Source organism: Pseudarthrobacter humi, assembly GCF_024294965.1.
Taxonomy (GTDB): domain Bacteria; phylum Actinomycetota; class Actinomycetes; order Actinomycetales; family Micrococcaceae; genus Arthrobacter; species Arthrobacter humi.
On record NZ_JANCLV010000005.1, the window covers coordinates 110,469 to 135,200 of the forward strand.

The 24,732-nt window shown below is 65.3% G+C and carries 25 protein-coding genes; 9 read left to right on the forward strand and 16 right to left on the reverse strand.

The window, feature by feature from the left end:
* On the reverse strand, window positions 1–1,855 hold a 1,855-nt coding region (locus tag NFC73_RS09430), incomplete at its 3' end, for an Ig-like domain-containing domain (protein WP_254749592.1).
* A gap of 688 nt (window positions 1,856–2,543) precedes the next feature.
* Between NFC73_RS09430 and NFC73_RS09435 the strand changes: the two genes are divergently transcribed.
* The gene (locus NFC73_RS09435) at window positions 2,544–3,404 is read left to right on the forward strand and encodes a glycosyltransferase family 2 protein (RefSeq protein WP_254749594.1); all 861 of its coding nucleotides are present in this window, start codon (window positions 2,544–2,546) and stop codon (window positions 3,402–3,404) included.
* Window positions 3,397–4,395: a glycosyltransferase gene (locus tag NFC73_RS09440; protein ID WP_254749596.1), complete on the forward strand. Its 999-nt coding sequence runs from the start codon at window positions 3,397–3,399 to the stop codon at window positions 4,393–4,395. Before NFC73_RS09435 ends, NFC73_RS09440 begins: the two co-directional genes overlap by 8 nt.
* Window positions 4,396–4,494: 99 nt before the next feature.
* Here the strand turns inward: NFC73_RS09440 and NFC73_RS09445 are convergent, their stop codons facing one another.
* The 3 genes from NFC73_RS09445 to NFC73_RS09455 all read right to left on the reverse strand — a co-directional run bounded on the left by NFC73_RS09445 (window position 4,495) and on the right by NFC73_RS09455 (window position 9,288).
* Window positions 4,495–5,130: a NeuD/PglB/VioB family sugar acetyltransferase gene (locus NFC73_RS09445; RefSeq protein WP_254749598.1), complete on the reverse strand. Its 636-nt coding sequence runs from the start codon at window positions 5,128–5,130 to the stop codon at window positions 4,495–4,497.
* Window positions 5,127–6,290 carry a DegT/DnrJ/EryC1/StrS family aminotransferase gene (locus NFC73_RS09450; protein ID WP_254749600.1) on the reverse strand — a complete coding sequence of 388 codons (1,164 nt, stop codon included), beginning with the start codon at window positions 6,288–6,290 and terminating at the stop codon, window positions 5,127–5,129. The genes NFC73_RS09445 and NFC73_RS09450 overlap by 4 nt, the downstream gene beginning before the upstream one ends.
* Before the next feature lie 241 nt (window positions 6,291–6,531).
* A complete protein-coding gene (locus NFC73_RS09455) occupies window positions 6,532–9,288 on the reverse strand; it encodes an AAA family ATPase (protein ID WP_308292668.1) in 2,757 nt (918 codons plus the stop codon).
* A gap of 362 nt (window positions 9,289–9,650) precedes the next feature.
* On the opposite strand from NFC73_RS09455, the gene rpsF reads away from it, so the two are divergent.
* The 4 genes from rpsF to rplI all read left to right on the forward strand — a co-directional run bounded on the left by rpsF (window position 9,651) and on the right by rplI (window position 11,449).
* Window positions 9,651–9,956 carry a 30S ribosomal protein S6 gene (gene rpsF / locus NFC73_RS09460; protein ID WP_011693941.1) on the forward strand — a complete coding sequence of 102 codons (306 nt, stop codon included), beginning with the start codon at window positions 9,651–9,653 and terminating at the stop codon, window positions 9,954–9,956.
* Window positions 9,957–10,029: 73 nt separating this feature from the next.
* Window positions 10,030–10,611 (forward strand): single-stranded DNA-binding protein, encoded by a 582-nt coding sequence (locus NFC73_RS09465; protein ID WP_056341689.1) that lies wholly within the window; start codon window positions 10,030–10,032, stop codon window positions 10,609–10,611.
* A 128-nt stretch (window positions 10,612–10,739) separates the two neighbouring features.
* Entirely contained in the window at window positions 10,740–10,979 is a 240-nt protein-coding gene (gene rpsR, locus NFC73_RS09470) for a 30S ribosomal protein S18 (protein ID WP_003800144.1), read from the forward strand.
* 17 nt (window positions 10,980–10,996) lie between these two features.
* Window positions 10,997–11,449: a 50S ribosomal protein L9 gene (gene rplI / locus NFC73_RS09475; RefSeq protein ID WP_056341694.1), complete on the forward strand. Its 453-nt coding sequence runs from the start codon at window positions 10,997–10,999 to the stop codon at window positions 11,447–11,449.
* A 170-nt stretch (window positions 11,450–11,619) separates the two neighbouring features.
* Here the strand turns inward: rplI and NFC73_RS09480 are convergent, their stop codons facing one another.
* The 8 genes from NFC73_RS09480 to NFC73_RS09515 all read right to left on the reverse strand — a co-directional run bounded on the left by NFC73_RS09480 (window position 11,620) and on the right by NFC73_RS09515 (window position 18,658).
* Window positions 11,620–12,042: a DUF1801 domain-containing protein gene (locus NFC73_RS09480; protein ID WP_254749604.1), complete on the reverse strand. Its 423-nt coding sequence runs from the start codon at window positions 12,040–12,042 to the stop codon at window positions 11,620–11,622.
* A gap of 24 nt (window positions 12,043–12,066) precedes the next feature.
* Complete coding sequence (locus tag NFC73_RS20805) at window positions 12,067–13,128, reverse strand: metallophosphoesterase family protein (RefSeq protein ID WP_308292669.1); 1,062 nt, start codon at window positions 13,126–13,128, stop codon at window positions 12,067–12,069.
* Window positions 13,125–13,340 (reverse strand): hypothetical protein, encoded by a 216-nt coding sequence (locus NFC73_RS09490; protein WP_254749606.1) that lies wholly within the window; start codon window positions 13,338–13,340, stop codon window positions 13,125–13,127. Before NFC73_RS09490 ends, NFC73_RS20805 begins: the two co-directional genes overlap by 4 nt.
* On the reverse strand, window positions 13,337–13,678 hold the full coding sequence (locus NFC73_RS09495; RefSeq protein WP_254749608.1) for a hypothetical protein: 342 nt from the start codon (window positions 13,676–13,678) through the stop codon (window positions 13,337–13,339). The genes NFC73_RS09490 and NFC73_RS09495 overlap by 4 nt, the downstream gene beginning before the upstream one ends.
* Window positions 13,675–15,465: a glycosyltransferase gene (locus NFC73_RS09500; RefSeq protein ID WP_254749610.1), complete on the reverse strand. Its 1,791-nt coding sequence runs from the start codon at window positions 15,463–15,465 to the stop codon at window positions 13,675–13,677. The genes NFC73_RS09495 and NFC73_RS09500 overlap by 4 nt, the downstream gene beginning before the upstream one ends.
* Window positions 15,462–16,556 carry a polysaccharide biosynthesis protein gene (locus tag NFC73_RS09505; RefSeq protein WP_254749879.1) on the reverse strand — a complete coding sequence of 365 codons (1,095 nt, stop codon included), beginning with the start codon at window positions 16,554–16,556 and terminating at the stop codon, window positions 15,462–15,464. The genes NFC73_RS09500 and NFC73_RS09505 overlap by 4 nt, the downstream gene beginning before the upstream one ends.
* Before the next feature lie 178 nt (window positions 16,557–16,734).
* A complete protein-coding gene (locus NFC73_RS09510) occupies window positions 16,735–17,565 on the reverse strand; it encodes a glycosyltransferase (RefSeq protein ID WP_254749612.1) in 831 nt (276 codons plus the stop codon).
* Window position 17,566: 1 nt separating this feature from the next.
* Complete coding sequence (locus NFC73_RS09515; protein ID WP_254749614.1) at window positions 17,567–18,658, reverse strand: hypothetical protein; 1,092 nt, start codon at window positions 18,656–18,658, stop codon at window positions 17,567–17,569.
* 453 nt (window positions 18,659–19,111) lie between these two features.
* Between NFC73_RS09515 and NFC73_RS09520 the strand changes: the two genes are divergently transcribed.
* Window positions 19,112–19,738, forward strand: coding sequence for a CE1759 family FMN reductase (locus NFC73_RS09520; protein ID WP_056341725.1), 627 nt, complete (start codon window positions 19,112–19,114; stop codon window positions 19,736–19,738).
* A gap of 103 nt (window positions 19,739–19,841) precedes the next feature.
* Window positions 19,842–20,207, forward strand: a complete 366-nt coding sequence (locus NFC73_RS09525) for a TFIIB-type zinc ribbon-containing protein (protein WP_254749616.1) — start codon at window positions 19,842–19,844, stop codon at window positions 20,205–20,207.
* A 67-nt stretch (window positions 20,208–20,274) separates the two neighbouring features.
* Here the strand turns inward: NFC73_RS09525 and NFC73_RS09530 are convergent, their stop codons facing one another.
* Together NFC73_RS09530 and NFC73_RS09535 are read right to left on the reverse strand one after the other, a co-directional pair.
* Entirely contained in the window at window positions 20,275–20,847 is a 573-nt protein-coding gene (locus NFC73_RS09530) for a hypothetical protein (protein WP_254749618.1), read from the reverse strand.
* Window positions 20,848–20,849: 2 nt separating this feature from the next.
* Window positions 20,850–21,305 (reverse strand): hypothetical protein, encoded by a 456-nt coding sequence (locus tag NFC73_RS09535; RefSeq protein ID WP_254749620.1) that lies wholly within the window; start codon window positions 21,303–21,305, stop codon window positions 20,850–20,852.
* Window positions 21,306–21,996: 691 nt separating this feature from the next.
* Between NFC73_RS09535 and dnaB the strand changes: the two genes are divergently transcribed.
* Window positions 21,997–23,379 (forward strand): replicative DNA helicase, encoded by a 1,383-nt coding sequence (dnaB, locus tag NFC73_RS09540; RefSeq protein ID WP_058930676.1) that lies wholly within the window; start codon window positions 21,997–21,999, stop codon window positions 23,377–23,379.
* Window positions 23,380–23,441: 62 nt separating this feature from the next.
* Here the strand turns inward: dnaB and NFC73_RS09545 are convergent, their stop codons facing one another.
* Together NFC73_RS09545 and NFC73_RS09550 are read right to left on the reverse strand one after the other, a co-directional pair.
* On the reverse strand, window positions 23,442–24,410 hold the full coding sequence (locus NFC73_RS09545; RefSeq protein WP_254749622.1) for an acyl-CoA thioesterase: 969 nt from the start codon (window positions 24,408–24,410) through the stop codon (window positions 23,442–23,444).
* Window positions 24,411–24,435: 25 nt separating this feature from the next.
* The gene (locus NFC73_RS09550; protein ID WP_372494621.1) at window positions 24,436–24,726 is read right to left on the reverse strand and encodes a rhamnogalacturonan lyase family protein; all 291 of its coding nucleotides are present in this window, start codon (window positions 24,724–24,726) and stop codon (window positions 24,436–24,438) included.
* Between the last annotated feature and the right edge of the window lie 6 nt (window positions 24,727–24,732).

The following is a 24,732-nucleotide window of genomic DNA, read 5'->3' on the forward strand; positions in this document are numbered from 1 at the left end:
CGGTGGCCGTGAGCGTGACCGTTTGGGGCGTGCCGCCGCCCGCGGGAGCCGTGGTGAAGGTCCAGGTCCTGTCGGTCGCCAGCGGGTTGCCGGCAACATCCTTCACCCCAGTGGGGCCGCTCTTGATCGTCGCAGTGTATGTCGTGTTTGCGGCCAGGTCAGCAGTCGGGTTCAACGTCGCAACGTTGCCCGTGCTGCTGTACGTCACAGCTGCCGGCACCGGCGTTGTCCCCGGCCCCGTCAACGTGAACGTGCTCGAGGTGACTGTCGAGGCATCCATTGCCTCCGAGAACGACCCCGTCACATTCGCCGTCACCGCCACACCGGTCGCACCAGCAACCGGAGACGTCCCTGTCACCGTCGGAGCTGTAGTATCACCGCCGCCCGCGGGAGCCGTGGTGAAGGTCCAGGTCCTGTCCGTCGCCAGCGGGTTGCCGGCAACATCCTTCACCCCAGTGGGGCCGCTCTCGATCGTCGCAGTGTATGTCGTGTTTGCGGCCAGGTCAGCAGTCGGGTTCAACGTCGCAAGGTTGCCCGTGCTGCTGTAAGTCACAGCTGCCGGCACGGTTGTCGTCCCCGCCTTCAGCGTGAACGTGCTCGAGGTGATCGTCGAGGCATCCATCGCCTCCGAGAACGAGCCAGTCACATTTGCTGTCACCGCCACTCCAGTTGCCCCATCAGCCGGAGAGATTCCCGTCACCGTCGGAGCCGTAGTATCACCACCACCACCGCTGGGGTCGTAAAAGTGCCAGTACCGGCTTGTGGCGTTCACGTCGGCCAGCAACAGCAGGCCGCTGTTGGCCGTGCCCCGAGTCTGAGTGTTGAGGTTCTGCTTCGTTGACGTCACGTTGTGCACATACTGGTCGGCGTCCACGATGCGAGCCGTCTTCGTCGCGCTGGCGAGCCTGTCGGGGTCGTTCAGCGGCGCGGACTTCTCGTAGATCGCACCTCCCGACGAAGTGCAGACACCGGCGTTCGTCGTGCCACTCGGCTTCGGATAGGTAGCGAAGGTACGCAGCCTCTGCGTGCTCTCATCAATCAGGACGATCACCCGGTTCGGGCATTCGGACACAGGCGCGATCGGGTGCGCCGACCAGGTCGTGCCATTCAACGCCAACAGCTGGATCAGCGGCTGGGGGGCGGACGTGAAGGACGTCTTGACGGCGGCGAAAACCCGGTCACCCGAGGAGTCCAGCCACTTCAAATTCATGTGGTCATCAGCGCTGGCCAGCCCCGAGACCGCCGCCACAGGAGTGCTCCATCCAGTATTCGGGGCTCCGCCGGCACTGTCGGCACGGTAGCTCCAGTACATGCCGTCGGTGGCGCTATCCATCTGCCGGCTCCACATCAGGCCCATCTTGCCGGGTCCGAATGCGATCACAGCCGATGTGTCGTCCACAGACACGTTGCTCAACGACGCAGGATGCTGGAACGGCGTTCCCCAGGTCTTGCCATCCGTGCCAGTGGCGTTCAGATAGATTCGGTTCCCCTGCTGCCACGTGGCCCACACACGACCCGTCGAGTCCTTATCGATGGTCAGGGTTTCAATTTTATAGTTGTTGATCTGTGTAGAAGACAGCAGCGAGTACGTCTTCGTACTCGAGTTGTAGCTGTAACGCCGCATCAAAGTCGGGAAGTTCGCCAAAGCCGGCAGACCGTCGTCGACGAACTGATGGCTCGCCACATACAGCGTCGTCCCGTCCCACAACACGTCATGATGGGTGTTCGCCCGCGTCTCCGTCGCCACACCCGTATTGACCCACGAGCTCGTCGCGGCATTGAACCGGAAGATATGAAAATCAGAGCTGGCAGTGTCCCACAGGTTCCCCCACCAGAGCCCGTCGTTGAACCACAACGCACTCTCCGCCCGCTTCGTACCCGTCGGCGTCCCCGTCCCCGAATGCGACGGACCCTCAACCCCAACATCACCCGGAGCAGCCGACGCCGCAACCGGCACCACCAGAACACCACACAGCGCAAGCAGCAGCGCTGTCAGCAGTGCAGGGAGCCGCAATTTCCGCGACCCGCGTAGGCGAAGACCAGCCGAGCGACCCTCTCCCCGCCTTACGCCTAGGGTGCGCAGGACGAGTGCCTGGCTTAGCCACTTGACGGGCCTATTTACCTTCATGGCTGATCTCCTGGGTTCTTGGATGTCACGCCTGAGCTCCGCATATGCGTCGACAGAAACGACGGCAGAAGCCCTAGGCACCCAGCGTAGGAGCGCCCAATGAGGCCGCACAATGACAGCCCTGTACCTAATAATTACTGGGTTCCCAATACCCCATACCTAAAGAATTCACCTGTTGGTAAATCCCTGTACTTACGAATGGCCAGCGGGAGTGCTCTTAAAAGCGAGTACTGACTACTCGTGATAGCTCATGGAGCGCCACGTAGGCTCTTTTCACGGCCAGAGTCAATGGCAATGAATGAGAGCTGGGCCAGAGACCAGACCCATGACCGGATGAAGCGCTAGTGCCGCGCCCGACTTCCGAGCCGAGCGCGGAGTTGACTAAATCCGCAAGCGTCATGAAGTGGTGAGGCATTTGTCTATTTCAACCCAGCTCCCAATAACATTCCCGACGCTGGCCTTCGAAGCTCCGAGGGCGTCAGTCAGTGTCGTCATCCCCACCCTGAACGAGGCGAGGAATATCCCGTGGGTGCTTCGCCGGATTCCCTCGTATGTGGACGAGGTTGTCATCGTGGACGGCCGTTCCACGGACAACACGGTGGGAGTAGCCCGCGCTATCCGTGACAACCTTGTCATCGTCGATGAGCAGCGCAAGGGTAAGGGCGTGGCCCTCCGTTCGGGTTTTGCCGCAGCCTCAGGGGACATCATTGTCATGCTGGATGCGGATGGCAGCATGGATCCCCAGGAGATCGGCTGGTTCGTTGCCCCGCTTCAGCACGATTTCGACTTTGTTAAGGGTTCGCGCCATGTCACGGGCGGAGGATCCGAAGACCTGACCCGGCTGAGGAAGGCCGGCAACCGCGCTCTGACCGGATTGGCCAATGCGGTCCTGCACAGCAATTACTCTGACCTTTGCTATGGATATATTGCGTTTCGGAGGGAATGCCTGGAGATCCTTCAGCTGGAATCGGACGGCTTTGAAATTGAGACCGAGCTGATTGTCCGGGCGGCAAAGGCCGGTCTGCGCATTGCCGAAGTCCCCAGCCTGGAGCTGGACCGGATCTCCGGCGCGTCGAACCTGCAGACGTTCCGTGACGGCTGGCGGGTACTGGGAACGCTGGCGCGCGAATGCACCATGTGGGAGGCGCCCACCGCGGGCGCCAGACCTGAAGCCCTCCGCCGGGTGAAATATACCTACGCAAATATCAGCGTCCCGCGGACGCCCATGGATCCCCAAACAGTCCTCTCTGCGGCTCGGGGAGGCCAGCATGTTTAGCCTTAACCCGCCGCCGACGGCCTCTATTGTCATTTGTACCTACACCGCGAAGCGTTGGGACCTGCTACTGGATGTCATCGAGTCCGTCCGGGCCCAAACAGTTGCACCCCAGGAGGTCCTGGTGGTGATTGACCACAACGAGGCTCTGTATGAGCGGCTTATCGAGATCGTGGACAACGTGACAGTCGTGGAGAGCTCCGGTCCCCCGGGGCTCTCAGGCGCTCGAAATACCGGGGTGGGCCTGGCAGATTCCGACATCGTGGCTTTCTTGGACGACGACGCCGAGGCAGCCCCGGACTGGCTGGAGCGGCTGCTCGCCCTTTATGACGATCCTGATGTCCTGGCCGTCGGCGGCCGCGTGGAACCGGTGTGGGAAACAAGCCGTCCGGGCTACTTCGGTGAAGAGCTCGACTGGATCGTAGGATGCAGCCACCGCGGAATGCCCAAGGTGGCCTCCGAGGTCCGGAACGTCATCGGCGCAAACATGTCCTTCAGGCTCGAAGTCCTCCGCCAGGTTGGAGGCTTCAATGTCTCCCTCGGCCGGCAGGGCACGAAACCGCTCGGGTGCGAGGAGACCGAAATCTGCATCCGTTCGAAGATGGGCGCGCCTGGGTCACGGATCGTCTACGAGCCGGCCGCCCTGGTTCGTCATCACGTCCCTGCCGACAGGGGAACCATCCCCTACATGCTGTCGCGTTCCTGGTCCGAAGGTATCTCCAAGGCGCGGGTAAGCCAGATCGTTGGCCACAAGCGGGCACTCGGCCCTGAGCGGCGCTACGTGCGCAGCGTACTGCCACGGGCCGTTTTTTCCGGGATTCGTGATTGGGGCCGGGGATCAGACCCCCAAGGCTTGGGCCGCGCGGGTGCGGTGATGGCCGTTCTGGCGTGCACTGCCGCTGGCTATCTGCGAGGGCGTCGGATCGCTCATGTCGAGGGCCGCGCATCGGCCGGGACAGCGCTCGTAGGCACACCATGGAGGGAAGTCCAGTGAGCGAACGCGTCGACGAACTTGGCACGGTCGAGGAGCGGGCTGCACTGAGGTTGGCCCCCGCCATGGAGTGGGCCTTGCCGCCGGAGTGCTTTCCCTGGCTTATTCCTGATCGATAGGGTGGGCGGGGACGCCGACCCATGTTTCGCCGTCGGGTACGTTGCTCAACACTGCCGCCCCATTTCCAACGGTCGCGTAGGACCCCACTGAAGTCCGTGCACGTACGCTGGAATTCAGTCCCAGGTAGGCCGCCCGGCCGATCCGGACTCCGCCGCCCAGCGACACACCCGCCGCGAACGTCGCGAAATCCGCCACGTCGTCGTCGTGCGTGAAAGTCACGGACGGCATTGCCACAACATGCGCCCCAAGCGTGACCGCTGCCGTCAGCGTCACATTCCGCAGCATGATGCTGCCCCGGCCAATCCGGCAACCCTCGGGACACTCAACGGTGGGGTCGATCGCAGTGGCGTACCGGGCATCGCGCACGCCCAGGGCCGCCAGCCGTTCCACCACGGTTTCCCGGGACTTTCCCGAGGCCAGGCAGACCAGCACCAGTGCGTGCGTGAACTTGGAGGCGTCGTCAATGGTCCCCAGCACCGGCGCGCCGTCCACGGTGACGCCTGCCATTTCCTTGTCGTCGTCGAGCAGCCCGACGACGTCATACTGCCCGCTGGCGCGGACCATGGTCAGGACCTCCCGGGCCAGCCCGCTTGCTGCGATCAGCCCGAGTTCGCTCACCGGCGTACACCGGCGGCCGCCCGTACGCTGTTCATGACCCGGTTCAGGCCCACGTTGTCCAGACCGTGGAAAATCGGGAGAACCAGGGTCCGGTCCGTCAGCCGTTCGGTGTTCTGGAGCCCTGCGTTGCCAGTTTCGCGCCACCGGTAGGCAGGCTGCCGGTGAGCCGCCATGGCGCCGCGGCGCGCCGAAATTCCGGCATCGGCCAGGCGGGCCAGGAGCCCTTCGCGGTCAATGGCGAAATCCGGGAGGACTTCGACCCAAAAGGACTGGAAGTTGGCCGTCCCGTACGGTGGGTCGGCCACAAACCGCAGACCAGCCAGGCCGGAAAGCCCTGCCTCATACTTCGCGGCGATCTCCCGGCGGCGAGCCACTATCTCGCCCAGCCGGCCCAGCTGCACGATGCCGACGGTGGCCTGCAGATCCGTCATCTGGTAGTCGAAGCCGACCTCGACATACACCTCCGGCGCGGCAATGCGGGGTCCGCGACGGTCCGCCGCCGGCACGTTCAGGGAGTGGCCGCGGAGGCTCCGGGCCCGTGCCGCCCAGTCCGCCCGGTGGGTTGTCAGCATCCCGCCCTCGCCAGTGGTCAGCACGTTGTCCTGGTGGAACGACCACACGGAAATGTCGGCCCCCGTGCCCACGGGCCTGCCCTTGTATTCCGAGCCTACGGCGCAGCCGGCGTCTTCGATCACAGTGATTTCGTGACGGTCGCACAGTTCGCGGACGGGGTCCAGGTCAACGGGGACGCCGGACTGGTCCACCACGATCACGGCCCGCGTGTCCAGGGTCAACGCCGCCCGGACCGTGGCCGCCGTCACAGTTCCGGTAGCGGGGTCCACGTCGCAGAAGACCGGCCGTGCCCCGATATACGTCACCGCATTCGCCGTGGCGATGAAGGCCAGCGACGGAACCACCACGTCATCGCCGGGACCTATGCCGGCCACTATCAGCGCCAAGTGCAGTGCGGTGGTACTGCTGGAGGTTGCGACGGCGTGGCGCACTTCTTGAGAGACGCTGAACCTCGCCTCGAACTCCCTGACCTTGGGCCCTTGCGAGAGCAGACCGGAGGCCAGTACGTCCGCGACGGCTCGCGCTTCTTCGTCGCCGAGCCAAGGTTCCATGACGTTGATGCGGGCAAGGACGGTTTCCGCAGTCACCGTGCACCGGCCTTCCTGGTGGCCGTTCTCATATCCGAGTCCTTCCCACGTGCAGCTCCGGGATGTGCATTGCCTATTGCAAAATTAGTCCGTTCCGGCCCGTTCCGGTGCGGAACGGCGGCGGTACTGCGGGCGCTGACCGGGAACAATGCGGGAACTGCGGGTACCTGCAACGCCGGCGCCTCAGCCGGGGCCCGACCGGGGCGCACCTCATCCGGGGGCACGCCGCCCCGCTACTGTCCTAGACGGCAGGAAGGACGAACGGCTCCTTAGCCAGGGCGGCTGCCTTGCCGGCCGCAAGGGCCGTCAGCTGGGCTCGTGATTCGACTCCGAGCTTCCTGTAAATCGCAGTCAGGCGCACCTCGACTGTACGGACGGAAACATAGAGGGTGGCCGCGATTTCCTTGTTCCGCAACCCGCGGGCCACCATTCGCGCCAGCACGCGTTCGTGGTCTGCAAGCATCAGCATCGCCGGATTGTCGGGCGTGCCGGCTGGTTCCACCCGCTCGTCGAGCAGCAGCGAGTCCACGTGCTGGGCCCAGGCATGGGCACCCGCTTCGTCAAACATCACTTTGGCACGAAGCAGACCGTCCCGGGCGCTCCGAATGCGGCCGAAGGCGCTGAGGCGTTCCGAGTAGCAGAGCAGTGTCCTGGCGCGTTCCAGCAAGGACTCCTGGGCGTTCCTGTTTGCAAGTGCATCATTGAACATCTGGAGGGACTGCTCGCCGTCAGCCAGCATCGCCCGGCTCCGGGCAACCGCCATCATGAGCCACGGCGAACGCAGGCCCACCGCCCGGCTTTCCAAGTGCCACAGTGCCTGGGCGGCTTCCCTATGCCTGCCCAGCCTGACCAGGACTTCCACCAGATCGGCCTCACAGCGCAGCAGAGTCGGATTGCTGAAGGCCTGGCCGATCTCCGCTGCCCGTGACAGCTGCGCGAAGGACTCGGCGAGATTTCCGCGCATGAGGGCAAAATGCCCTTGGCACGCGGCCAGTTGCGCCGTGATGGCCGGGTGGCTTTCCGCCCCGGAGAAGTGCTGTGCGTCTGTTGCATAGGCGTGGGCGAGTTCCTCGTTTCCGAGCGCATTGGCCCGCCAGACCCGGAAGACGTGCCGCATTCCACGGTGGTATTTGGTTTCCGGTTCGGCCAGTTCAAGGTCCTCGATCAGTTTCACGGCTTTCCGGACGTTGCCGGCACGGATTTCGTTGTCCACAGCAAAGTAATCGGCGGTTTCCCGCCAATTGACGGTATTGGCCTCCAGGACGTTCCGCACCCGGGCAAAGGCCTCTTGGGCGGCAGCATGGTGTTCGGCATAGGCCAGCGCGCGGCCCTGTACCAGAAGGGACGCCACGGTTTCGTTCCCGCCGTCGGTCTTGCGGCCGAACTGTCCGGACTTCCCGCCGATCACCTCGATGAGTCGCCGGGCACTCTCCGCCAGCGCCAGGCAGTCGGGGGAGGCATGGTCCAGGTACTTCTCGGCGTACTGCACCACGCCGGTGGCGTCCTCAAGCTCCCAACGGTCCGCGTAGTACAGCGCAGCGGCCACGAGCAGGCGGGCTGCAAATGCCGGATCATGCTGTCCGAATTCCTTCACCAGCCGGAGCACCATGCTGGAGCGCACGGCGCCGCCCTGGATGAACTGGATCTCGAAGGCGAGGCCTGTCAGCCGAAGGACCAAGGCAGGGTTCCGCGTCACCCGCTGGGCCCAGTCCAGGTAGCGCTTGGCGTAGACGAACTCACCCCTGTTCAACAGCAGTTCGGCCACAGTGGTGAGCCTGGCGGTGGTTTCCGCTTCCCAGGGGTTGATGGTCAGGGCCCGTTCAATGTACTCGACGGCGAAGGGCACCTCGCCGCTTCGGATCAGGTCAACGGCAAACCGGAGCAGGCCAAACGGAGTCTGCCGCTCCAAAGCGGTAAAACTCAGATGCCAGCGGAGGGCATAGGGATCCGCGGGCTCCGCCGCGGCCGCCATGGCACGGTGGCTGGCGGTCCGAGTTGCCGGTGTCATGGCGGCATAAACGTAGCCCCGGAGCAGCTGGTCCTGGATCCTCAGGTGTGGTCCGGACCTGTTGACCATGCCATTTGCCAGCAGTTCGTCGATCCCGCCCCACAGTTGGTCGCATGCCCGTTCCAAGGTGGCGATATCGCTGCGGCAGGACAGCGAGAGAAGGTCCAGGACCTGCCTCGCACTTGGCGAGAGCCCGCCCACGGTGGCGGCGAACTCGGCCTCGAAGCTGCCTTTGCCGGGGAGCGGGACGGGGAGTGCGTATTTTCCCTCGGCCTGGCGTTCCAGCAGCAGCCCAAAAAGCTCGGCGGCGGCGAGTGGGTTCCCCTGGGTGGCCGCTGCAACTGCGTGGACCGCCGCTGTCGCGGTCCGCCGAGCCGGAATGGACTCCAACATGCGGACCGTGTCGTTGTAGCTCAGCGGCGCCAGCTGGAGGGCCGGCAGGGAGGCGAAGGGACTTTCGGCAGTCTCTTCCCGCACGCTCATAAACAGGGCCATATCCGTCCCGGTCAGCCGGCGTGCCAGGTAGCCGATCACGGCCTGGCTGCTGGGGTCCAGCTGGTCGGCATCATCGATGACGATGACCGTCCGGGATGACGAGCGCTGGTGCAGCCCGTTGAGCAGCATGGTGGAGACAGTGGGGACGTTCATGGCGCCGCTGGAATCGCGCAGCAGTTCATCGGCGAAACGGTTTAGGACGGGATCGTCGATGCCGGTGAGGAGCGCGGTAAGGCCGGAGAGCGGCCAGTCGGACTCGGACACGCTCGCGGTGAGAAAAACGGTCCGGAAGTCGGAAAGGCGGGGAATCTCGGACAGGAGGGCGGATTTGCCCATCCCGTGCCGGCCCACCACCTTGAGGGCTGAATCCTTAGGACCCCGGATTACTGAGAGTATCCGGTCCAATTCCCTGCTTCTGCCAATTAACGACATGTGGTCCCCATCCATCGAAGAAGGAGACCGAACTGCTTGCTCTATCCAAAATCCTGGGTCCATCCAGCCGCTTGCGCGACACGTGGACCGGCTTTCCTGGCCGCGTCATTGCGTCCAGCACGGTACCCAGCCGTTCTTGCAAATATAGCCCTGTTCCGCGGCGGGCACCAGAGATTTTTGCCTCATGCGCGGAGCCTGTTTCCAGGGTTATCCACATAGCCCGCCGGACACTTCCGGCGACGCGCGCGCTACGCGTAGCCTTGAGTCAAGCGCGAATCGCCTATCCGGTCCAAATACACTAAGATATTGAAGTCTGTGCTGCGCCCTGCCTCCGTTCTGTTGGCCGGGCATCGCACGGCATCGCAAATGAACCTCCTGTTACGGAAATGCCGTAACCGCTTAGCCCAAAGGAGGTGGGTTCACATATGCGTCCTTACGAATTGATGGTAATCATCGACCCCGAGGTCGAAGAGCGTACCGTTGAGCCGTCGCTTCAGAAGTTCCTGAACGTCATCACCAACGATGGTGGAACCATCGAAAAGGTTGACATCTGGGGCCGTCGTCGACTGGCTTACGAAATCAAGAAGAAGTCCGAAGGTATCTACGCCGTGGTGAACTTCACCGCCAAGCCGGACACCGCCAAGGAACTTGACCGCCAGCTGTCTCTTAACGAGACCATCATGCGCACCAAGATCACCCGCCCCGAAGAGCAGAAGGTTGTTGCTGAGTAATTTCAGCTCCGATTTTCATTCTTTACCCCGCAGGATCGAATTCTTCACCCAGGATCGAACAAGGAGGCAGTAGATGGCAGGCGAAACCACTATTACGGTCATCGGTAATCTCACCAGTGACCCGGAATTGCGGTTCACACCGTCAGGTTCGGCAGTCGCGAACTTCACCATCGCTTCCACCCCGCGCACCTTTGACCGCCAGTCCAATGAGTGGAAGGACGGGGAAACCCTGTTCCTCCGCGCAGCGGTTTGGCGTGAAGCAGCCGAGAACGTCGCCGAGTCCCTCACCAAGGGCATGCGCGTGATTGTTTCCGGCCGTTTGAAGAGCCGTTCCTACGAAACAAAAGAAGGCGAAAAGCGCACCGTTATCGAGCTCGAAGTCGATGAAATCGGCCCGAGCCTGCGTTACGCCAATGCCAAGGTCAACCGCACCCAGCGCTCCGGCGGTCAGGGTGGTCAGGGTGGCTTCGGCGGCGGCAACAGCGGCGGTGGCTTCGGAGGAGGCAACACTGGTGGAAACCAGGGCGGCAACTCCGGTGGAAGCTTCGGTGGCGGCAACCAGCCGGCTGCACAGGAGGATCCCTGGGCGACGCCCGGTGTCTCCAATGCAGGTGGTGGCTGGGGCAACGGCCCCGATTCCGAACCTCCCTTCTAAACCAATCATTTCGGCCCGACGCCGGGACCGCCGATAGTGCCGCAAGGCACCTGACGTGGCTGCGGCCGTCGGACCACCACCATCCCGTGGATCAACATCCACGGGCTCCATAGAATAGGAGCTCCACGATGGCTAAGGCTGAACTCCGTAAGCCCAAACCAAAGTCCAACCCCTTGAAGGCCGCTGACATCACTGTCATCGACTACAAGGACGTAGCATTGCTGCGCAAGTTCATCTCCGACCGCGGAAAGATCCGCGCCCGTCGCGTCACTGGCGTCACGGTGCAGGAACAGCGCAAGATCGCCCAGGCAATCAAGAACGCCCGCGAAGTTGCACTGCTGCCCTACTCCGGCGCTGGCCGCGGCTAAGGAAGGGACTGACTAACATGGCAAAGCTCATTCTGACCCACGAAGTAACCGGTCTCGGTGCCGCTGGCGACGTTGTCGAGGTCAAGGACGGTTACGCACGTAACTACCTGCTGCCCCGCAACTTCGCCCTGACCTGGTCGAAGGGTGGCGAGAAGCAGGTTGAGTCCATCAAGACTGCCCGCGCCGCCCGCGAGCACGCTTCCCTGGAAGACGCTCAGAAGCAGGCCGCTGCACTCTCCGCCAAGCCGGTCAAGCTCGTCGTCAAGGCCGGCGAGACCGGACGCCTGTTCGGCACTGTCAAGCAGGCCGACGTAGCCGACGCTGTTGAGGCCGCTGGCCTTGGCAAAATCGACAAGCGCAAGGTTGAACTGCCGGCACACATCAAGTCGGTTGGTTCCTACCAGGCCAACGTCCGCCTTCACGCTGACGTTGCCGCTGTGATCGAACTCAACGTAGTCGCAGGCAAGTAGCCTTTCCGGTTACGCAGCCTCAAACTGCACAAAAACCCCCGTGGCCGTCACCGGCGGCGGGGGTTTTTTGTGTCTTCTTCCACAGGCAACGCGGGGTCACTAAATGCCCGAAAAAAGCCTCTTGAAGGGCGTTAAGTGACCCCGCGTTGCTGTGGAGGGGAGGCGGGAAGTCAGGGGCTGTGAAGGGCCGTGGTCACGTGCCTATAGCCTGCCCTGATCAGCTCGGCCAGCACCGCCTGGTCTACGTCCTCAAGCCTGTTCACGTACAGGCACCCCGCACCGGTCTTGTGCTTCCCGAGCCGGGGCAGCAGTTCCGCAGCCTCGGGCCCGTACGTCAGCCCGTAGAGCGAGAGGCTTGCCTTCCGGGGTGAAAAGCCCACCGCCGCCGCATCCCCTTCCCTGCCGCTCTCGTATTTGTAGTGGTACCGCCCAAAGCCCACGATGGTCGGCCCCCACATCTCGGGCTCTTTGCCGGTGAACTCCCTCATAAGCGCCAGCAGCCGCAGGCCATCTCGGTGCCTGACAGGGTCTTTCACTGCGGCCAGGAATTCGTCCACTGAGGCGCCGGTTGCCTGGGTCTTGTTTTCAGCCATGACGGAAGTCTGGCAGAGCCCTGGTTACTTGTCAGCTGCACCGTCCGGACGCCAGTACCGCAGCCCGCCGCTGGTGGTGCCGTCGCCGGCGACGTCGACCACGCCGTACGGGAACGCCCGACGGTCCGACTGGTCAGGTCCGCGACCGCGGACGTCCGAACACCACGTGCCGGTGTTGATGTACCGGGTGGGGGACGCCTCGATCGCCGCCTCGAGGGCCCGATGGGTGTGCCCCGAGACGTACCAGGCCACCCCGGAACCGTGCGCCTCGAGCGTACGTGCGAACCGGCCCGCTGCAGCAGGAGCCTCCTCGCCGGCGGCTCTGCGCCCGGCGGCCGCGAGCACCATGCGAGTCGCGGCGACCGGGAGGGCCGACACCGTCCGGAACCGGGACAGGCGCGCCAGGTCCCGGACGGCCACCCCGTCGAGAGCGAGCCGCAGTGACTCGGTCTGCAACAGCTCGTCGTACGCAAGCTCCCGGACTCGGCGTTCCGCCCGCTCGGACGCCAGGCAGGCCCGGGCAACCGCCCCGGCGCGGCTCAGTCGCGACCTCGACGGATGGGCGTTCCAGGCGGCCAGCGGGGGTAGGTTCAGCTCATCGGTGCCGCTGACCGCCGCGCGGAGCACCTCGGGCATCCGGTGCAGCGCGTGGTGCTGGTGCCCGTGCTCGGCCACGAGCACATGGGGCACGTGCAGGAACCACGGGTGCACCCGGACCCGCGTGGGCTCGGCGGGTGACAGCAGCGCCGACAGGCGGGCGGCAACCGAGGGCCGGGCCAGCTCCACGTCGTGGTTGCCGCACACGAAGTGCAATTGCACACCGCGCGCCGCACACGCCCCCAGCGCCCGGAACGTCTCCGGGTGGCGGGCGAGGATGGACTCAAGCCGGGCCAGGCTCTCGTCCTCGGCGAACCCGGCCAGCTCGAACGTGTCACCGACGAAGGCGACGTGCTGCTGCGGACCGGAGTCCGCGAGCACCTCGCGGCGCAGGAACCCGGGCAGCACGCTGCCGGGGGAGCGGGGGTCATCGTCCGACACGCCCAGGTGGAGGTCGCTGAGGAGCCACCACCTCGCCGCCAGGCTCACGTGAGAAGACCCAGCAAGCGTGGAAGGAAGAGGAGCAGGTACATCGTCCACATGACGGCGACGACCATGGGGCTCACCGTTAGGCCAAGGAGCCGCAGGCGAGTGGGCTGCCCGGCATCTGGTCCGGCGCGTCGGACCTCGAGCGCGATGAGGGTGATGAGCAGGGCGGCAGCCGCGAGCAGTCCCGCCAGGTTGATAATGACGTCGATCATGACGCGGCCTCCTGTCGTGCGCGTGCCAGGCACGCGAGGACGGTAATGACGCCCATCGTGACGACGCACGCCTGCCAGGACCACACAGCGAGGTAAAACATCGCCGTGGACACCACCGTGAGCGTGGCGAGGCCGAGCGCCAGGACGAGCAAAGCGCCGAGCGCGAGGTCGGTCACCTGCAGGAGTCGGGCCAGTGCCTGCCCTGGGAGCAGGATCAGGACCGCTATCGCGGCGACCGCCTGCAGCGGTGTCGGCAGCCCGACGAGCGTCACCACCGACAGCGCGACGGCCGCGAGACCGAGCACCAGGGTGTGCCGGCTGACGCTGACGCCGTTCATGGCGTCACCCGGTATACGCGTGCGTCGGCGTTGCTGAACGCGAGCTCGACGCCGTCCTGCGTGCTCAGCCACTTCTCCAGCTCGGCGAAGCCGCCCGCGCTGCTGGCGCCCTGGAGCACGAGACTCGCCTCCGACGAGCGCGTGAGCAATATGACGGCACCGCCAGGGCTGTGCCGGGCGTAGTCGTAGACAAGTGGGCCGCACGTCGCCGTCGACAAGTCGGACCGGCACATGTCGTCGATCGTCCGGGCCCGGTGTTCGAGGTAGGCCTCGCTGCGCCACGGGGTCGGGTGGGCAGCCGAGATGATCGTCGAGCCGGGGGGCGCGAGACGCTGCACGGCGGCGACGGCGGCGATCTCAGGGTCGGTGAAGACGTCATACTGGGCGTTCCCGAAACGGCCCGTCACGGTCAGCACGGCCAGCAGGAAGCAGGTGAGGACGAGGCCCCCCGCGGCGCGGGCGGAGGGGCGTGTGCTGGCGTCCGTAGGAAGGAGGACCGAGCACGCCAGCAAGGCGATGAAGGGCAGCGCGAACAGCGAGACGCGGATGAGCATCTCCCCGCCGTACAGCTGCGCGGGGAAGAGCAGCAGTGGGGCGACGGCCAGGAGGACCACCCGAATGTCGAGACGTCCTCTGCGCCAGTCACGCACCGCCCCCGCCGCGGCGAGTGCCCACAACACGAGGGTGAGAACGATCCGGACCTGCACCACGAGCACGTGACCAGCGGTCCCGCCCAGGCGGTCGATGACGTTCGCCTCGGTCGCGGCCAGCAGTCCTGCTTCCGCCAGGGGCGGGTTCCCGATGAGGTAGGCACTCGCGGGGTAGACGAGCCAGAGCGTCAGCACGACTGCGGCGATCAGCGGCAGCCGGCTGGGCCAGACACGCCCGCTCAGGGTGAGAGCGGTGATGGCGATGAGCATGATGAACGGTGTCAGCTGATGGCTCGCGCAGATGACCGTGACGAGCAGTAGGGCCACCACGAGGGCGCTCACGCGGTGCCCCGGCCGGGACTCGGCGGGCGACCGCCCTCGCCACCACGCCGTCAGGTCGGTGTCTCGGAAGCCGCGGAACTTGGGGGGCCGCGCGGCCAACGGGCCGAGGACCAGCGCGATAACGACGAGGTACAGGAAGAAGCCGAAAGCCTGTGGTGACAGGTAGTCCTGGTCCTGCCAGTTGCCGAGGCAGAAGATCCAGAGCACGAGCCAGCGCCGTCGCGGATCGCGCGTCAGGTAGCCCGTCAGCACGCCCAGGGCAGCGAGCCACAGACCCATGTTGAGCACCGGCGCCCACAGGGCAACGGCCACCGGGTCGAGACCGGTCGCCTCGAGCACCGCCGCCAGGAGGGCGAAGAAACCCGGCCAGTTGAAGTACGCGTCGGTGTCCGGGGCGATCCCCTGGGTGCCCGAGAGGGCGTCGGCGATGCCGAGATGACGGAACGCCACCTCACCCCGCGGCACGTCCGTCACGAAGGCTGCGGTCCCGAAGAGCACGAGGACGAGCACCACGACGAGCCACACCATGACCGGGCGGCGCGCCGGGCCTGCGGCATCCCCCCGCAGCGCCACGACGAAGGCGACGTTCAGAAGCAGCACCCCCACCCAGAACGGATAGGGGAGCACGGCGACGAGCCCCAGGTCGCTGTTCACGGGTACGGCCACCGTGGAGGCGGCCCCCGCGGCAAGCGCCAGCGACACGCCGCCCGCCAGTGCACACCACACGTCACGGGGCTTCCAACGTCCCTGGGTGCGGCTGGTCGCATCGAGCGTGCCGGTCATCGTGTGTTTCATCGTGCGTTCTTCCTTACGCGTCGGAGGACGGCGATCAGCCGGAGGCCGACCGCCGCGGCCACGATGGAGAGCACCACCAGCCACGCAAGGGCCATGGCGGTGGGGCCCCTGTCGGCGGTCCACAGCGCTGCAGCGCAGAGGGCGACTCCGAGCATCACGCCGACCACGATCGCCTCCGTGTAGCGACCGAGGGCCCGGCACACGGCGTTGTAGGCCTGCAGCACCGCGTACGGCACCAGTCCGGCCGCCAACCACCGCAGAGCGCCGGCGGACGAGTCGGCGTACCGCTCCCCCAGCAGGCTGAGCAGCGGGTGGGCGAGGAGGACGAGGACGGCGGCGGTCAGACCTCCGACGACGAGTGACCAACGGAGACTCGCCCAGGTGGTCGACACCAGGCGGGCCGGGTCGCGGACACCCTCGGAGAACTGGACGATGCCCATCAGCATCGGAGCGGAGTAGGCGGCCCAGGCCATCATCCATGCGGGATACCAGTAGGCAGCTGCCTCCGGCGCCACCATGTGCGCGAGCAGGAGCGGCAGCACCAGCCCAGGAGCGCGCTCGGTGAGGGTGAGGAGCTGGTACGGAAGGCCCACCGCCAGCAGTGGACGGCCGCGCGCCGGGCGCAAGGACAACCGCGGCCGGTAGCCGACCAGTCTTCGCAGCTGGACTGCGCCGACCACGCACGCCACGGTCGTCCCGAGGGTCCAGCAGGCCATGAGCACGTCGGCGGAGGCGCCATGCGCCCCCCAGGCCACGAGCGCTGCAGCCCCGAGTGAGACCCCGCCGCCCAACGCGTATCTTAAGCTCGCGCTGGCACCGCGTCCCAACGCCACGAGCGCCTGGTCCAGCACGATGACCAGGGTGCCGGTGACCGCAGCCACGAGGAACGTGAGCCAGAAAAGAACCGATAGCGAGGCCGTGTCCGGAGTGACGGCCGACTGCAGCACGAGGTAGCCGAGGGCCAGCAAGGTGCCGGCGACCCCCACGATGGCGAACGCCGCGTCCAGCACCCGCGCGGGCGGCTCCCCTCGTCCCACCGCGACGATCACGGCCGACCCGGCGCCCAGCACCGCGAGCTGCGTGCAGATCATCACCGCCGCGACGGCGGCCATGGTGAGCCCGACCTCACGGTCGGACGTCGCGCGCGCGGCCACCACCCAGAAGGCGAAACCCGCGCCCGTCTGGGCGGCCTTGCCCACGATGAGACCGAGCGAGCTGCGCAAAGCGGAGTGCCGGACGGTCGAGCCGTCCCTGACAGTGGTCCCCCGCTCAGCGCTCACGACGCAACCCCTTCGCCAGGCCTGCGTAGTTATACCAGCAGAAGGCGAAGTAGTAGCGGAGCCACCGAGGCTGGCCCGCGGCGAGGCTCAAGGCGCTGCCGCGGACTGCCGCGGCGAAGGGCAGCAGCGCCAACCTCGCACCGCGCCAGCCGTGCTTGCGGACCATCCGTCCCAGTCCCGTTCCGTCCATGAGGAACTGGTCGAGCGCGAAGTCGAAGTCGTCTGCGGCGAAACGATGTTCGACGACGACCCGGCGTGACACCGCTGTTCGCAGCCCTGACTCCCGCATCCGCCAACGCAGCTCGATGTCCTCTCCCGACTTGAACGAGTCGTCGAAACCCACGCCCAGCATCAGGTCGCGGTCCACGACCGTCGCCACGAGACCGAACCAGTTGCGGCTGCGGCCGGTGCGATGGTGATGTGCCAGCGCCTGCCCCCAGTAGCCTGGTCCGGCGACACTCTCCAGACCGGCCTGGAGGGCGTCGTAGCCGCCCTCGACCAGCTCCGTGAGCAGGTCGGCAACCCCTGTGGGCCCGAACACGACGTCGGCGTCGACGAGCACGACCCAACGGGTGCTGCTGCTCTGCACACCGAGCGTTCGAGCCCATGGCAGGCCGCGCCCCTCGTCACTCAGGACCCGGGCACCGGCCGCGAGGGCGAGGTCGACGGTCCGGTCGGTGGAGCAGCCGTCCACAACGATGATTTCGGCTACACCTGACTGGCGCAGGGCCCCCAGACAGCGCGGGAGCAGGTGCTCCGCGTTGCGAGCCGGAACGACCGCGGTGACCTCGGCAGGGCTGTGACCCTCTGTGTCCCGCACGTCAGGCCTCCTGGTCGAGGACCGACGGTAGCAGCTCCTCGAGATACCGGACGATGTCGTCCGACGCTTCGTCCGCCGTGTACGCGGAGGGCACCTGCAGCAGGTGGCATGGACGTCCGTCGAGTGCCTTGCTCAGCACGACCCCCTTCGCCGCGAAGTGCTCGCGCCACGGGAGGACGGACGTGGCCGCCAAGCCAGTCACGACGCGCTGCGAGAAGCCCGCCATCTCGATATGGAAGTTGCCGATCATGCGGTCGACCATCCAGTCGCTCGTCCGCTCGACGATCCGAGACCGGGCGCCCTCGAAGCGCTCGATGTAGATGGCGGCCGCGAGCGGGGCCGAGGTCGTCACTTCTCGCCCAGGGAACGCGGTCGCCGCCTCGACCATGCGGTGCTCCGGCGACCATCGCCGGGAGAAGTCCGCGAGGCGCGGATAACGAATGACGTAAGGATGCACCAGCGTCGTGAGACGGCCGACGCTCTTCGAGAGCTGTGACGGGACGAGGGGTTTCCGGACACCTTCGAACAGGTGCGGGTAGATGGCCCGGTGGTGCGGCTTGATGAACATCGGCTTCGCGTAGCCGAGCAGCGTGGCGTCCTCGGCGAGGAAGGCCCAGTCGTCACCCATGAACGACCATCCCTCGCGTCTCATCAGCTTGGCAGCGGTGCTCGTCTTACCGGTCCCTCCGGCGGCGGGAAGCGCAATCGCGTGACCCCGGTACGCCATCGTTGCCGCGTGGATCATGCCGGCTCCTCGACCAACCATGGCGACATCGAGAACAGGGACCACGGAGGTCAACAGCTCGCCCGGCCCGTGAATGCGCCACTGCTCTGCGTCCCTCACGATCTGGACCCGATCGTCTTGGAAGCGCACGCTGTTCCCCGTGTACGCCAGCTCGTGCTCGAGCAGACCCGCATCCGGCATTGGCTCTGGCCCGGCGTCGACGACGATGTCGGCCGGCCGTTCGGTGTCGGTGGCGAAACACGCCAACATGCTCTGTAGCTGGGTCGCTGACGGCGCCTTTGCGTCGACGCGGATCGTGATGCGGCCGTGGATGTCGAAGTGCAGTGCCTTGCTCTGCCAGGTGCGCATGGTCGTCTCCTGTCTGGGGTGGTCTCGGTCGGATGGTGTCTCGGCCCCGGCGACTAATCCAGCCAGTGCCTCTAGAGGAATTCGAAACCCCCGGCCGAGTGACTCTGCCCGTAAATTGAGCATATGACCAGCCCGGCCAGGTAAACACCAGTACTGAGTACTCGCTTTTTGCATCGCGTCCTACATAGGGAATTTCGTGCTCCCGCCGGAGCTAGGTGTGGAGGGGCAACGCCAAGTGATCTGTTAGGTGCACCGGGGACTCATCCCGTAAGCGCTTTAGGTAGAAGGGGTGCCCCTCCCGCGCATACCCGGAAACGCAGATGCTCATTTCATGCCAGCCGGAGTCCAACCGCCGGTGACCTGGCACCGCTGGAATAAACGCGGACAGGCATCGGTTATCTCGATACATGCAAACGCATGTAGAATGAGCTGTACCGAACCTCAGGAGTCCACGTGGAAACCCGCCGCATTACCGTACTGTCCGCCGGCCTGGGCGTGCCGTCCTCGAGCAGGCTGCTCGCCGACCAGCTCGCCGCTGCAGCAGAACACCGCCTCGCCGATGCGGGTTTCGAGGTGAAGGTTGAGGTCGTTGAGCTCCGGGACCTCGCGGTGGACATCGCCAACAACTTTGTCACGGGCTATGCGGCCCCTCGCCTGGCGGATGTCATTGCCGGCGTGGAGGCAACCGACGGCATCATTGCCGTCAGCCCGGTGTTCAGCGCCTCCTACAGCGGCCTGTTCAAATCCTTCATTGACGTCCTGGACCCCAAGTCCCTGGACGGGAAGGCTGTGCTCCTGGGTGCCACTGGCGGCACGGACCGCCATCAGATGGTCCTCGAGTACGCGATGCGCCCGCTGTTCAGCTACCTGCGCACCAGGATGGCCGCTACGGCCGTTTTCGCCGGCCCCCAGGACTGGGGAAACACGGACGACGGCGGCTCACCCCTCTCGTCGCGGATCGACCGTGCGGCGGCTGAGTTTGCCGCCCTCCTCGCGGAGGATCAGCCCGGCCGCAAACCGGCGGCACTGGAGTCCCTGCCGTTCGCGCAACTCCTGGCAGGCATTTCCGGCGGACGCTAAGGCGCGCGGTCCGCAAAGTCAGCGCCCGCCCGCAAAGCTCCCCCGTCAGCGCCCGGGATCCCGGCTGCTGAACTATTCGGCGTCCCCGGTCGTTGACCGGAACATGAAGTGTCCTGTGGATTCAATTGACCTGATCATGAGCGAACGCAGCGGCGTCGAAATCGACTACTGCCCGCAGTGCCGCGGCGTCTGGCTGGACCGCGGTGAGCTGGACAAGATCATCGACCGCGCCAACGACGCCATGAACGGCCGCGCTCCTACCCCGGCGCGGCCTGCGGCCGCGGCGCCTGTCGCTGCCCCGGTTCCGCCCCCGCTGTATCCGAACTTTGAACCCCGCCGCGAGCAGCCGCGTTACGACCAGCCGCGTTACGACGACCGGAAGTACGACAAGCCGGGGTATGACCGCGACCACGACCGACGGCGGCCCAAAAAGAAGGAAGGCTGGCTGGGAGACATCTTCGACTTCTGACAGCCGGACGGCGCACTGTGCCGCGGCTGAGAGCCCTGGGGTGCAGGAGCGTAGCCGCCCACGAGCCCTAGTCGTCCAGGAGGGCGATGAACTCGCGCGCCTGCTTCATGGAGATGTCCGAGTGCTTGGTCAGCGCAGTGGCGGCGCCTTCGGTGTCGCCACTGCGCGCCAGCGTGCGGATACGGCCGTAGATCTCGTCGTTGAGCATATTGCTGCTGACCTCTCGCGTCACATCGCCCTTGCTGGCAATGGCCCGGTAGCGGTAGGGGAACCGCTGGGGCGTGTCGTCATCGTCGGGCTCTGCCTCCGCCGCTTCAGCGGCCGGGCTGCGGTAGGCCTGCGGGTGGGCGGCCAGCGCCCCCACCGCGTCCCGGGATGCCCGCAGTCCTTCTCCTGTGGCCTCGTAGTACATCTTGATGGCCGCCATCGCCTGTCCCTGGGCAATCAGCGCGTACAACCTGCGGTGCTGGTCCTCAGAGAGCTTGGCGGCAGCCCGGCGGGCCACCTCCACCGGATCCAGCGCAGGGGCGGTGCCGGGCTGCTTGGCGGCCGCCTGCCGCCTGCTGACCGCCCGGGCAGCCAATACGACACCGACGGCCACAACCGCGAGGATGATAACGGGGATCACGAGCGATTCCATTTCTAAAGCCGATCTACATACTTTTTGGCTGTTGCCAGGTCAGTTTGGGTTGCCTGGCGGAGGAGTTTGATGGCCTGGATCTTATGCCCGTCGTGCGCCATCGTTTGCAACTGCATTGCCAGTTGAGGGTCCTGAATCCCACCGGGGAGGGCCGCATAGCCATACTGGCCGGCACCCGCTCCGGACTGCCCGCGACGTGCAGCCCGGGCATGGTCTTCCTGCTGTGATTGCTGCTGTTCGTTCTGGCTGGGCCGGGTGTTGGCCTCCAGGCGGGCACGCACGGCTGTTGCCACGCGTACCTGCTCGGCATAGTGCTCCGCAGAGCGTCTCGCCAGGTCCTGCTGGTACTTCTCGGCGTCGGACGTCCCGGAATTACGGGGTCTGAGGGCCGTCGTAAATGCCCAGATTATTGCCGCCAGCACGCCGGCCGGCAGAAACACCATCAGTACATCGCCCATAGTCAGAGCTTATGCCAGATGCCCGTTATCCACAGCACATTCCTGCCGTTGCATACAGCCGATTCGCTGTGGCGTCAAAACATGGCTGGTGGTGTGTCGTGCATCACCAAGCGGGCATGAATCACCGGTGGAGACACTCGGAAAGCGGGACCTTTCAAGCAGCGCCGCGTCGCAAGCTGTGGATGAAGGTTGAGAAAAAAAGAATTTAGTCCACATCCTAGACGAACGTTTTCGCAGGTCAGACGCCTGTATGCGGCAAAAGTTTTTTTGTTTCCACAGGTTCACCCACAGGCTGTGCACAAGCTATGCCCCTTAGTGCACAGGTTATCCACAACCCTCCGGGTTGGTGGGCTTGGACGCTGGGGCGGTGGCGGCTACCGTTGCGGGATACCTGCTTTTGGGGCGCTGTGACGCCGTCGCGGACCTATGCTGTCGCAGCAGCGGAGGACTTCGGCCCGGCTGCTGCGGCGCATTCTGTGGATAACTTGCGGAACATGGGGATAACTCCCACGCGCGTTGCGCAGACTCAACGTTGCGAAGGCTTCAATCGGGCCCGCCGGGCTTCATTGTCGGAGGCCGCTGATAGACCTGAACGTATGCCGTCCCGTGGAGGTCCCGCAGGAGGGCACCCCGGCAGGTGAATGACTTACTCGCCGCATCAAGTCGCGGCACACTATGGAGGACGGCAGCTTTGTCAGTAACGCACCTGGACTCGATCGAGGGTACCCGCGGATCAGAAGGCAGCCGTAAGCCACCACAGGACATTCCCGCCGAACAGTCCGTCCTCGGCGGAATGATGCTTTCCAAGGACGCCATCGCGGACGTCGTGGAAATCCTCAGGGGCCAGGACTTCTACCGACCGGCGCACGAGACTATCTACGAGGCGATCATCGACCTCTACGGCCGCGGCGAGCCGGCGGATGCGGTCACCGTCTCGGACGAGCTGACCAAGCGCGCCGAGATCAACCGGATCGGCGGACCCGCCTACCTGCACGAGCTCATCCAGACTGTCCCCACGGCCGCCAATGCCGGCTACTACGCCGAAATCGTGGCAGAACGCGCCATTCTGCGCCGGCTCGTCAACGCAGGCACCAAAATCGTCCAGCTCGGATACGGTTCCGACGGTGAGGTGGAGGACCTGGTCAACCAGGCGCAGGCCGAGGTTTACGCCGTGGCGGAGCGCCGCACAGCAGAGGACTATGTGGTCCTCAAGGACGTCATGGAAGCCACGGTGGACGAGATCGAAGCGTCCGGACACCGCGGGGAAGGCATGACCGGCGTACCCACCGGGTTCTACGAACTCGACGAACTCACGCATGGACTCCACCCGGGACAGATGATCGTCATCGCCGCCCGTCCGGCAGTTGGTAAGTCCACCTTCGCCCTGGACTTCGCCCGCTCTGCGGCCATCAAGAACAACCTGGCCACGGTTATGTTCTCGCTCGAAATGGGCCGGAACGAAATCGCCATGCGCCTGTTGTCCGCCGAGGCAACCATCGGCCTGCAGGACCTTCGCAAGGGCACCATCAAGGACGAGCAATGGTCCAAGATCGCCACCACCATGGGCCGGATGAATGATGCCCCGCTCTTCATTGATGACAGTCCGAACATGTCGCTGATGGAAATCAGGGCCAAGTGCCGCCGCCTCAAGCAGCAGCATGACCTGAAGCTCGTGATCCTGGATTACCTGCAGCTCATGAGCTCCGGCAAGAAAGTGGAGTCACGCCAGCAGGAAGTCTCCGAGTTCTCCCGTGCGCTGAAGCTGCTGGCCAAGGAACTCCAGGTTCCGGTCATCGCCCTGTCTCAGCTCAACCGTGGCTCCGAGCAGCGCCAGGACAAGCGGCCCATGGTCTCTGATCTCCGCGAATCCGGCTCCATCGAGCAGGATGCGGACATGGTCATCCTGCTGCACCGTGAGGACGTCTATGACAAGGAATCCCCGCGTGCGGGCGAGGCGGACATCCTGATCGCCAAGCACCGTAACGGCCCCACCAAGGACATAGTGGTGGCATTCCAGGGTCATTACTCGCGCTTCGCCAACATGGCGGCCGACGCCGGCGGCAGCGGCTTCTAGGACCGTTCCTGCCGGGGCCGGCTGGCTGGTTCAGCCTGCCCCAGCAGGTGGATCCGTTAGTCTTAGTCCCGCCCCAGCAGGTGGTTGGGCAGCCGGTTCCCCGGGGCGGTCCCACGGATCTCGAGCAGTTCGCGGGCGTGGGTATGCAGGCGTTTGTCCTCCGCCGAGACCGGCACCCAGTTGGGGACAGGCACGGAGTTTCCGTCGGCGTCGCGGGCCACCATCACCGTGAGGCAATATGTGGTGAGGTTCAGTTCCTTGCCCTTCGGATCTCCGGAGCGCACGTGTACGGCGATGTGCATGCCCTTGGTCCCGGTGTAAACCAGCCTGGCCTCGACCTCCACTACGTGGCCGATCAGCAGGGGCCGGTAGAAGCGCACGCCGCCGGAGAAGACCGCCACGGTGTCCATGCCGCAGTAGCGGGACGCGCAGACGTAGGCGGCTTCGTCGATCCACTTCATCACGATTCCGCCGTGCACTTTCCCGCCCCAGTTCACGTCCGTGGGGGCAGCCATGAACCGCAGCGTCACGCGTTCGGCGGTCCCGGCGTCGGTATATTCCTGGGCGTTCATGGCTTCGACAATGCGTTCACGGACCTTGACCCGCGCCAGGGCGTGGTCCCGCTGTTCGATCTCCGCGGCCGTGACGGGTTCGAACTGTTTGACGGGGATGGGCTTGCCGTTGTCGCCGACCGCCACAAAGATCACCATGCACTGGCTGCGCATCGTGGCAGGCCCGCCCTTGGGGTCGCTTGACGAGACGACGGTCCGGATGTGCATGGAGGAGCGTCCCGTGTAGACGATAGTGGCCTCCACCTCCACCATGTCGCCGCTGTTCACGGGGTCCGCGAAGTGGATGTTGCCCACGTAGGCGGTGACGCAGTAGGACTTGGCCCAGCCCACGGCGGCAGCGTATGCAGCCTTGTCCACCCATTCGAGGACGGTCCCCGCATCCACCGAGCCGCTGTGGCCCACATCCGTGGGGGCAGCCAGGAAGCGGAGGGTTACGGAATTGGCCGCGGTCTCAGTCATGCTGAGATCTTACTGAGGCGCGGTGTTACCGGAGGGGTCGGGGCCGACACATACCTGCATCAGGAACTGCCCCGCCCGCCCTTGTGGGGCCGACAGGGCAGTTCTGTCCGTGGACTACTGGAGGCTGCTTTGTGCCGGCATAGGTCATATCCGGCTGTGCGGGCAGTTCCATGCCCACTCCGATGAAGAAGCTGGGGTGCGGCGGTTGGTTGTAGGCGATATTCTCGCGCGCAACCGACTGCCGGTACACAGGATCATGCATCGGCCTGGATGACCGGGGTGCCCTTGGTGCCCGCCATGACACAGTCGAGGTCATCCGATT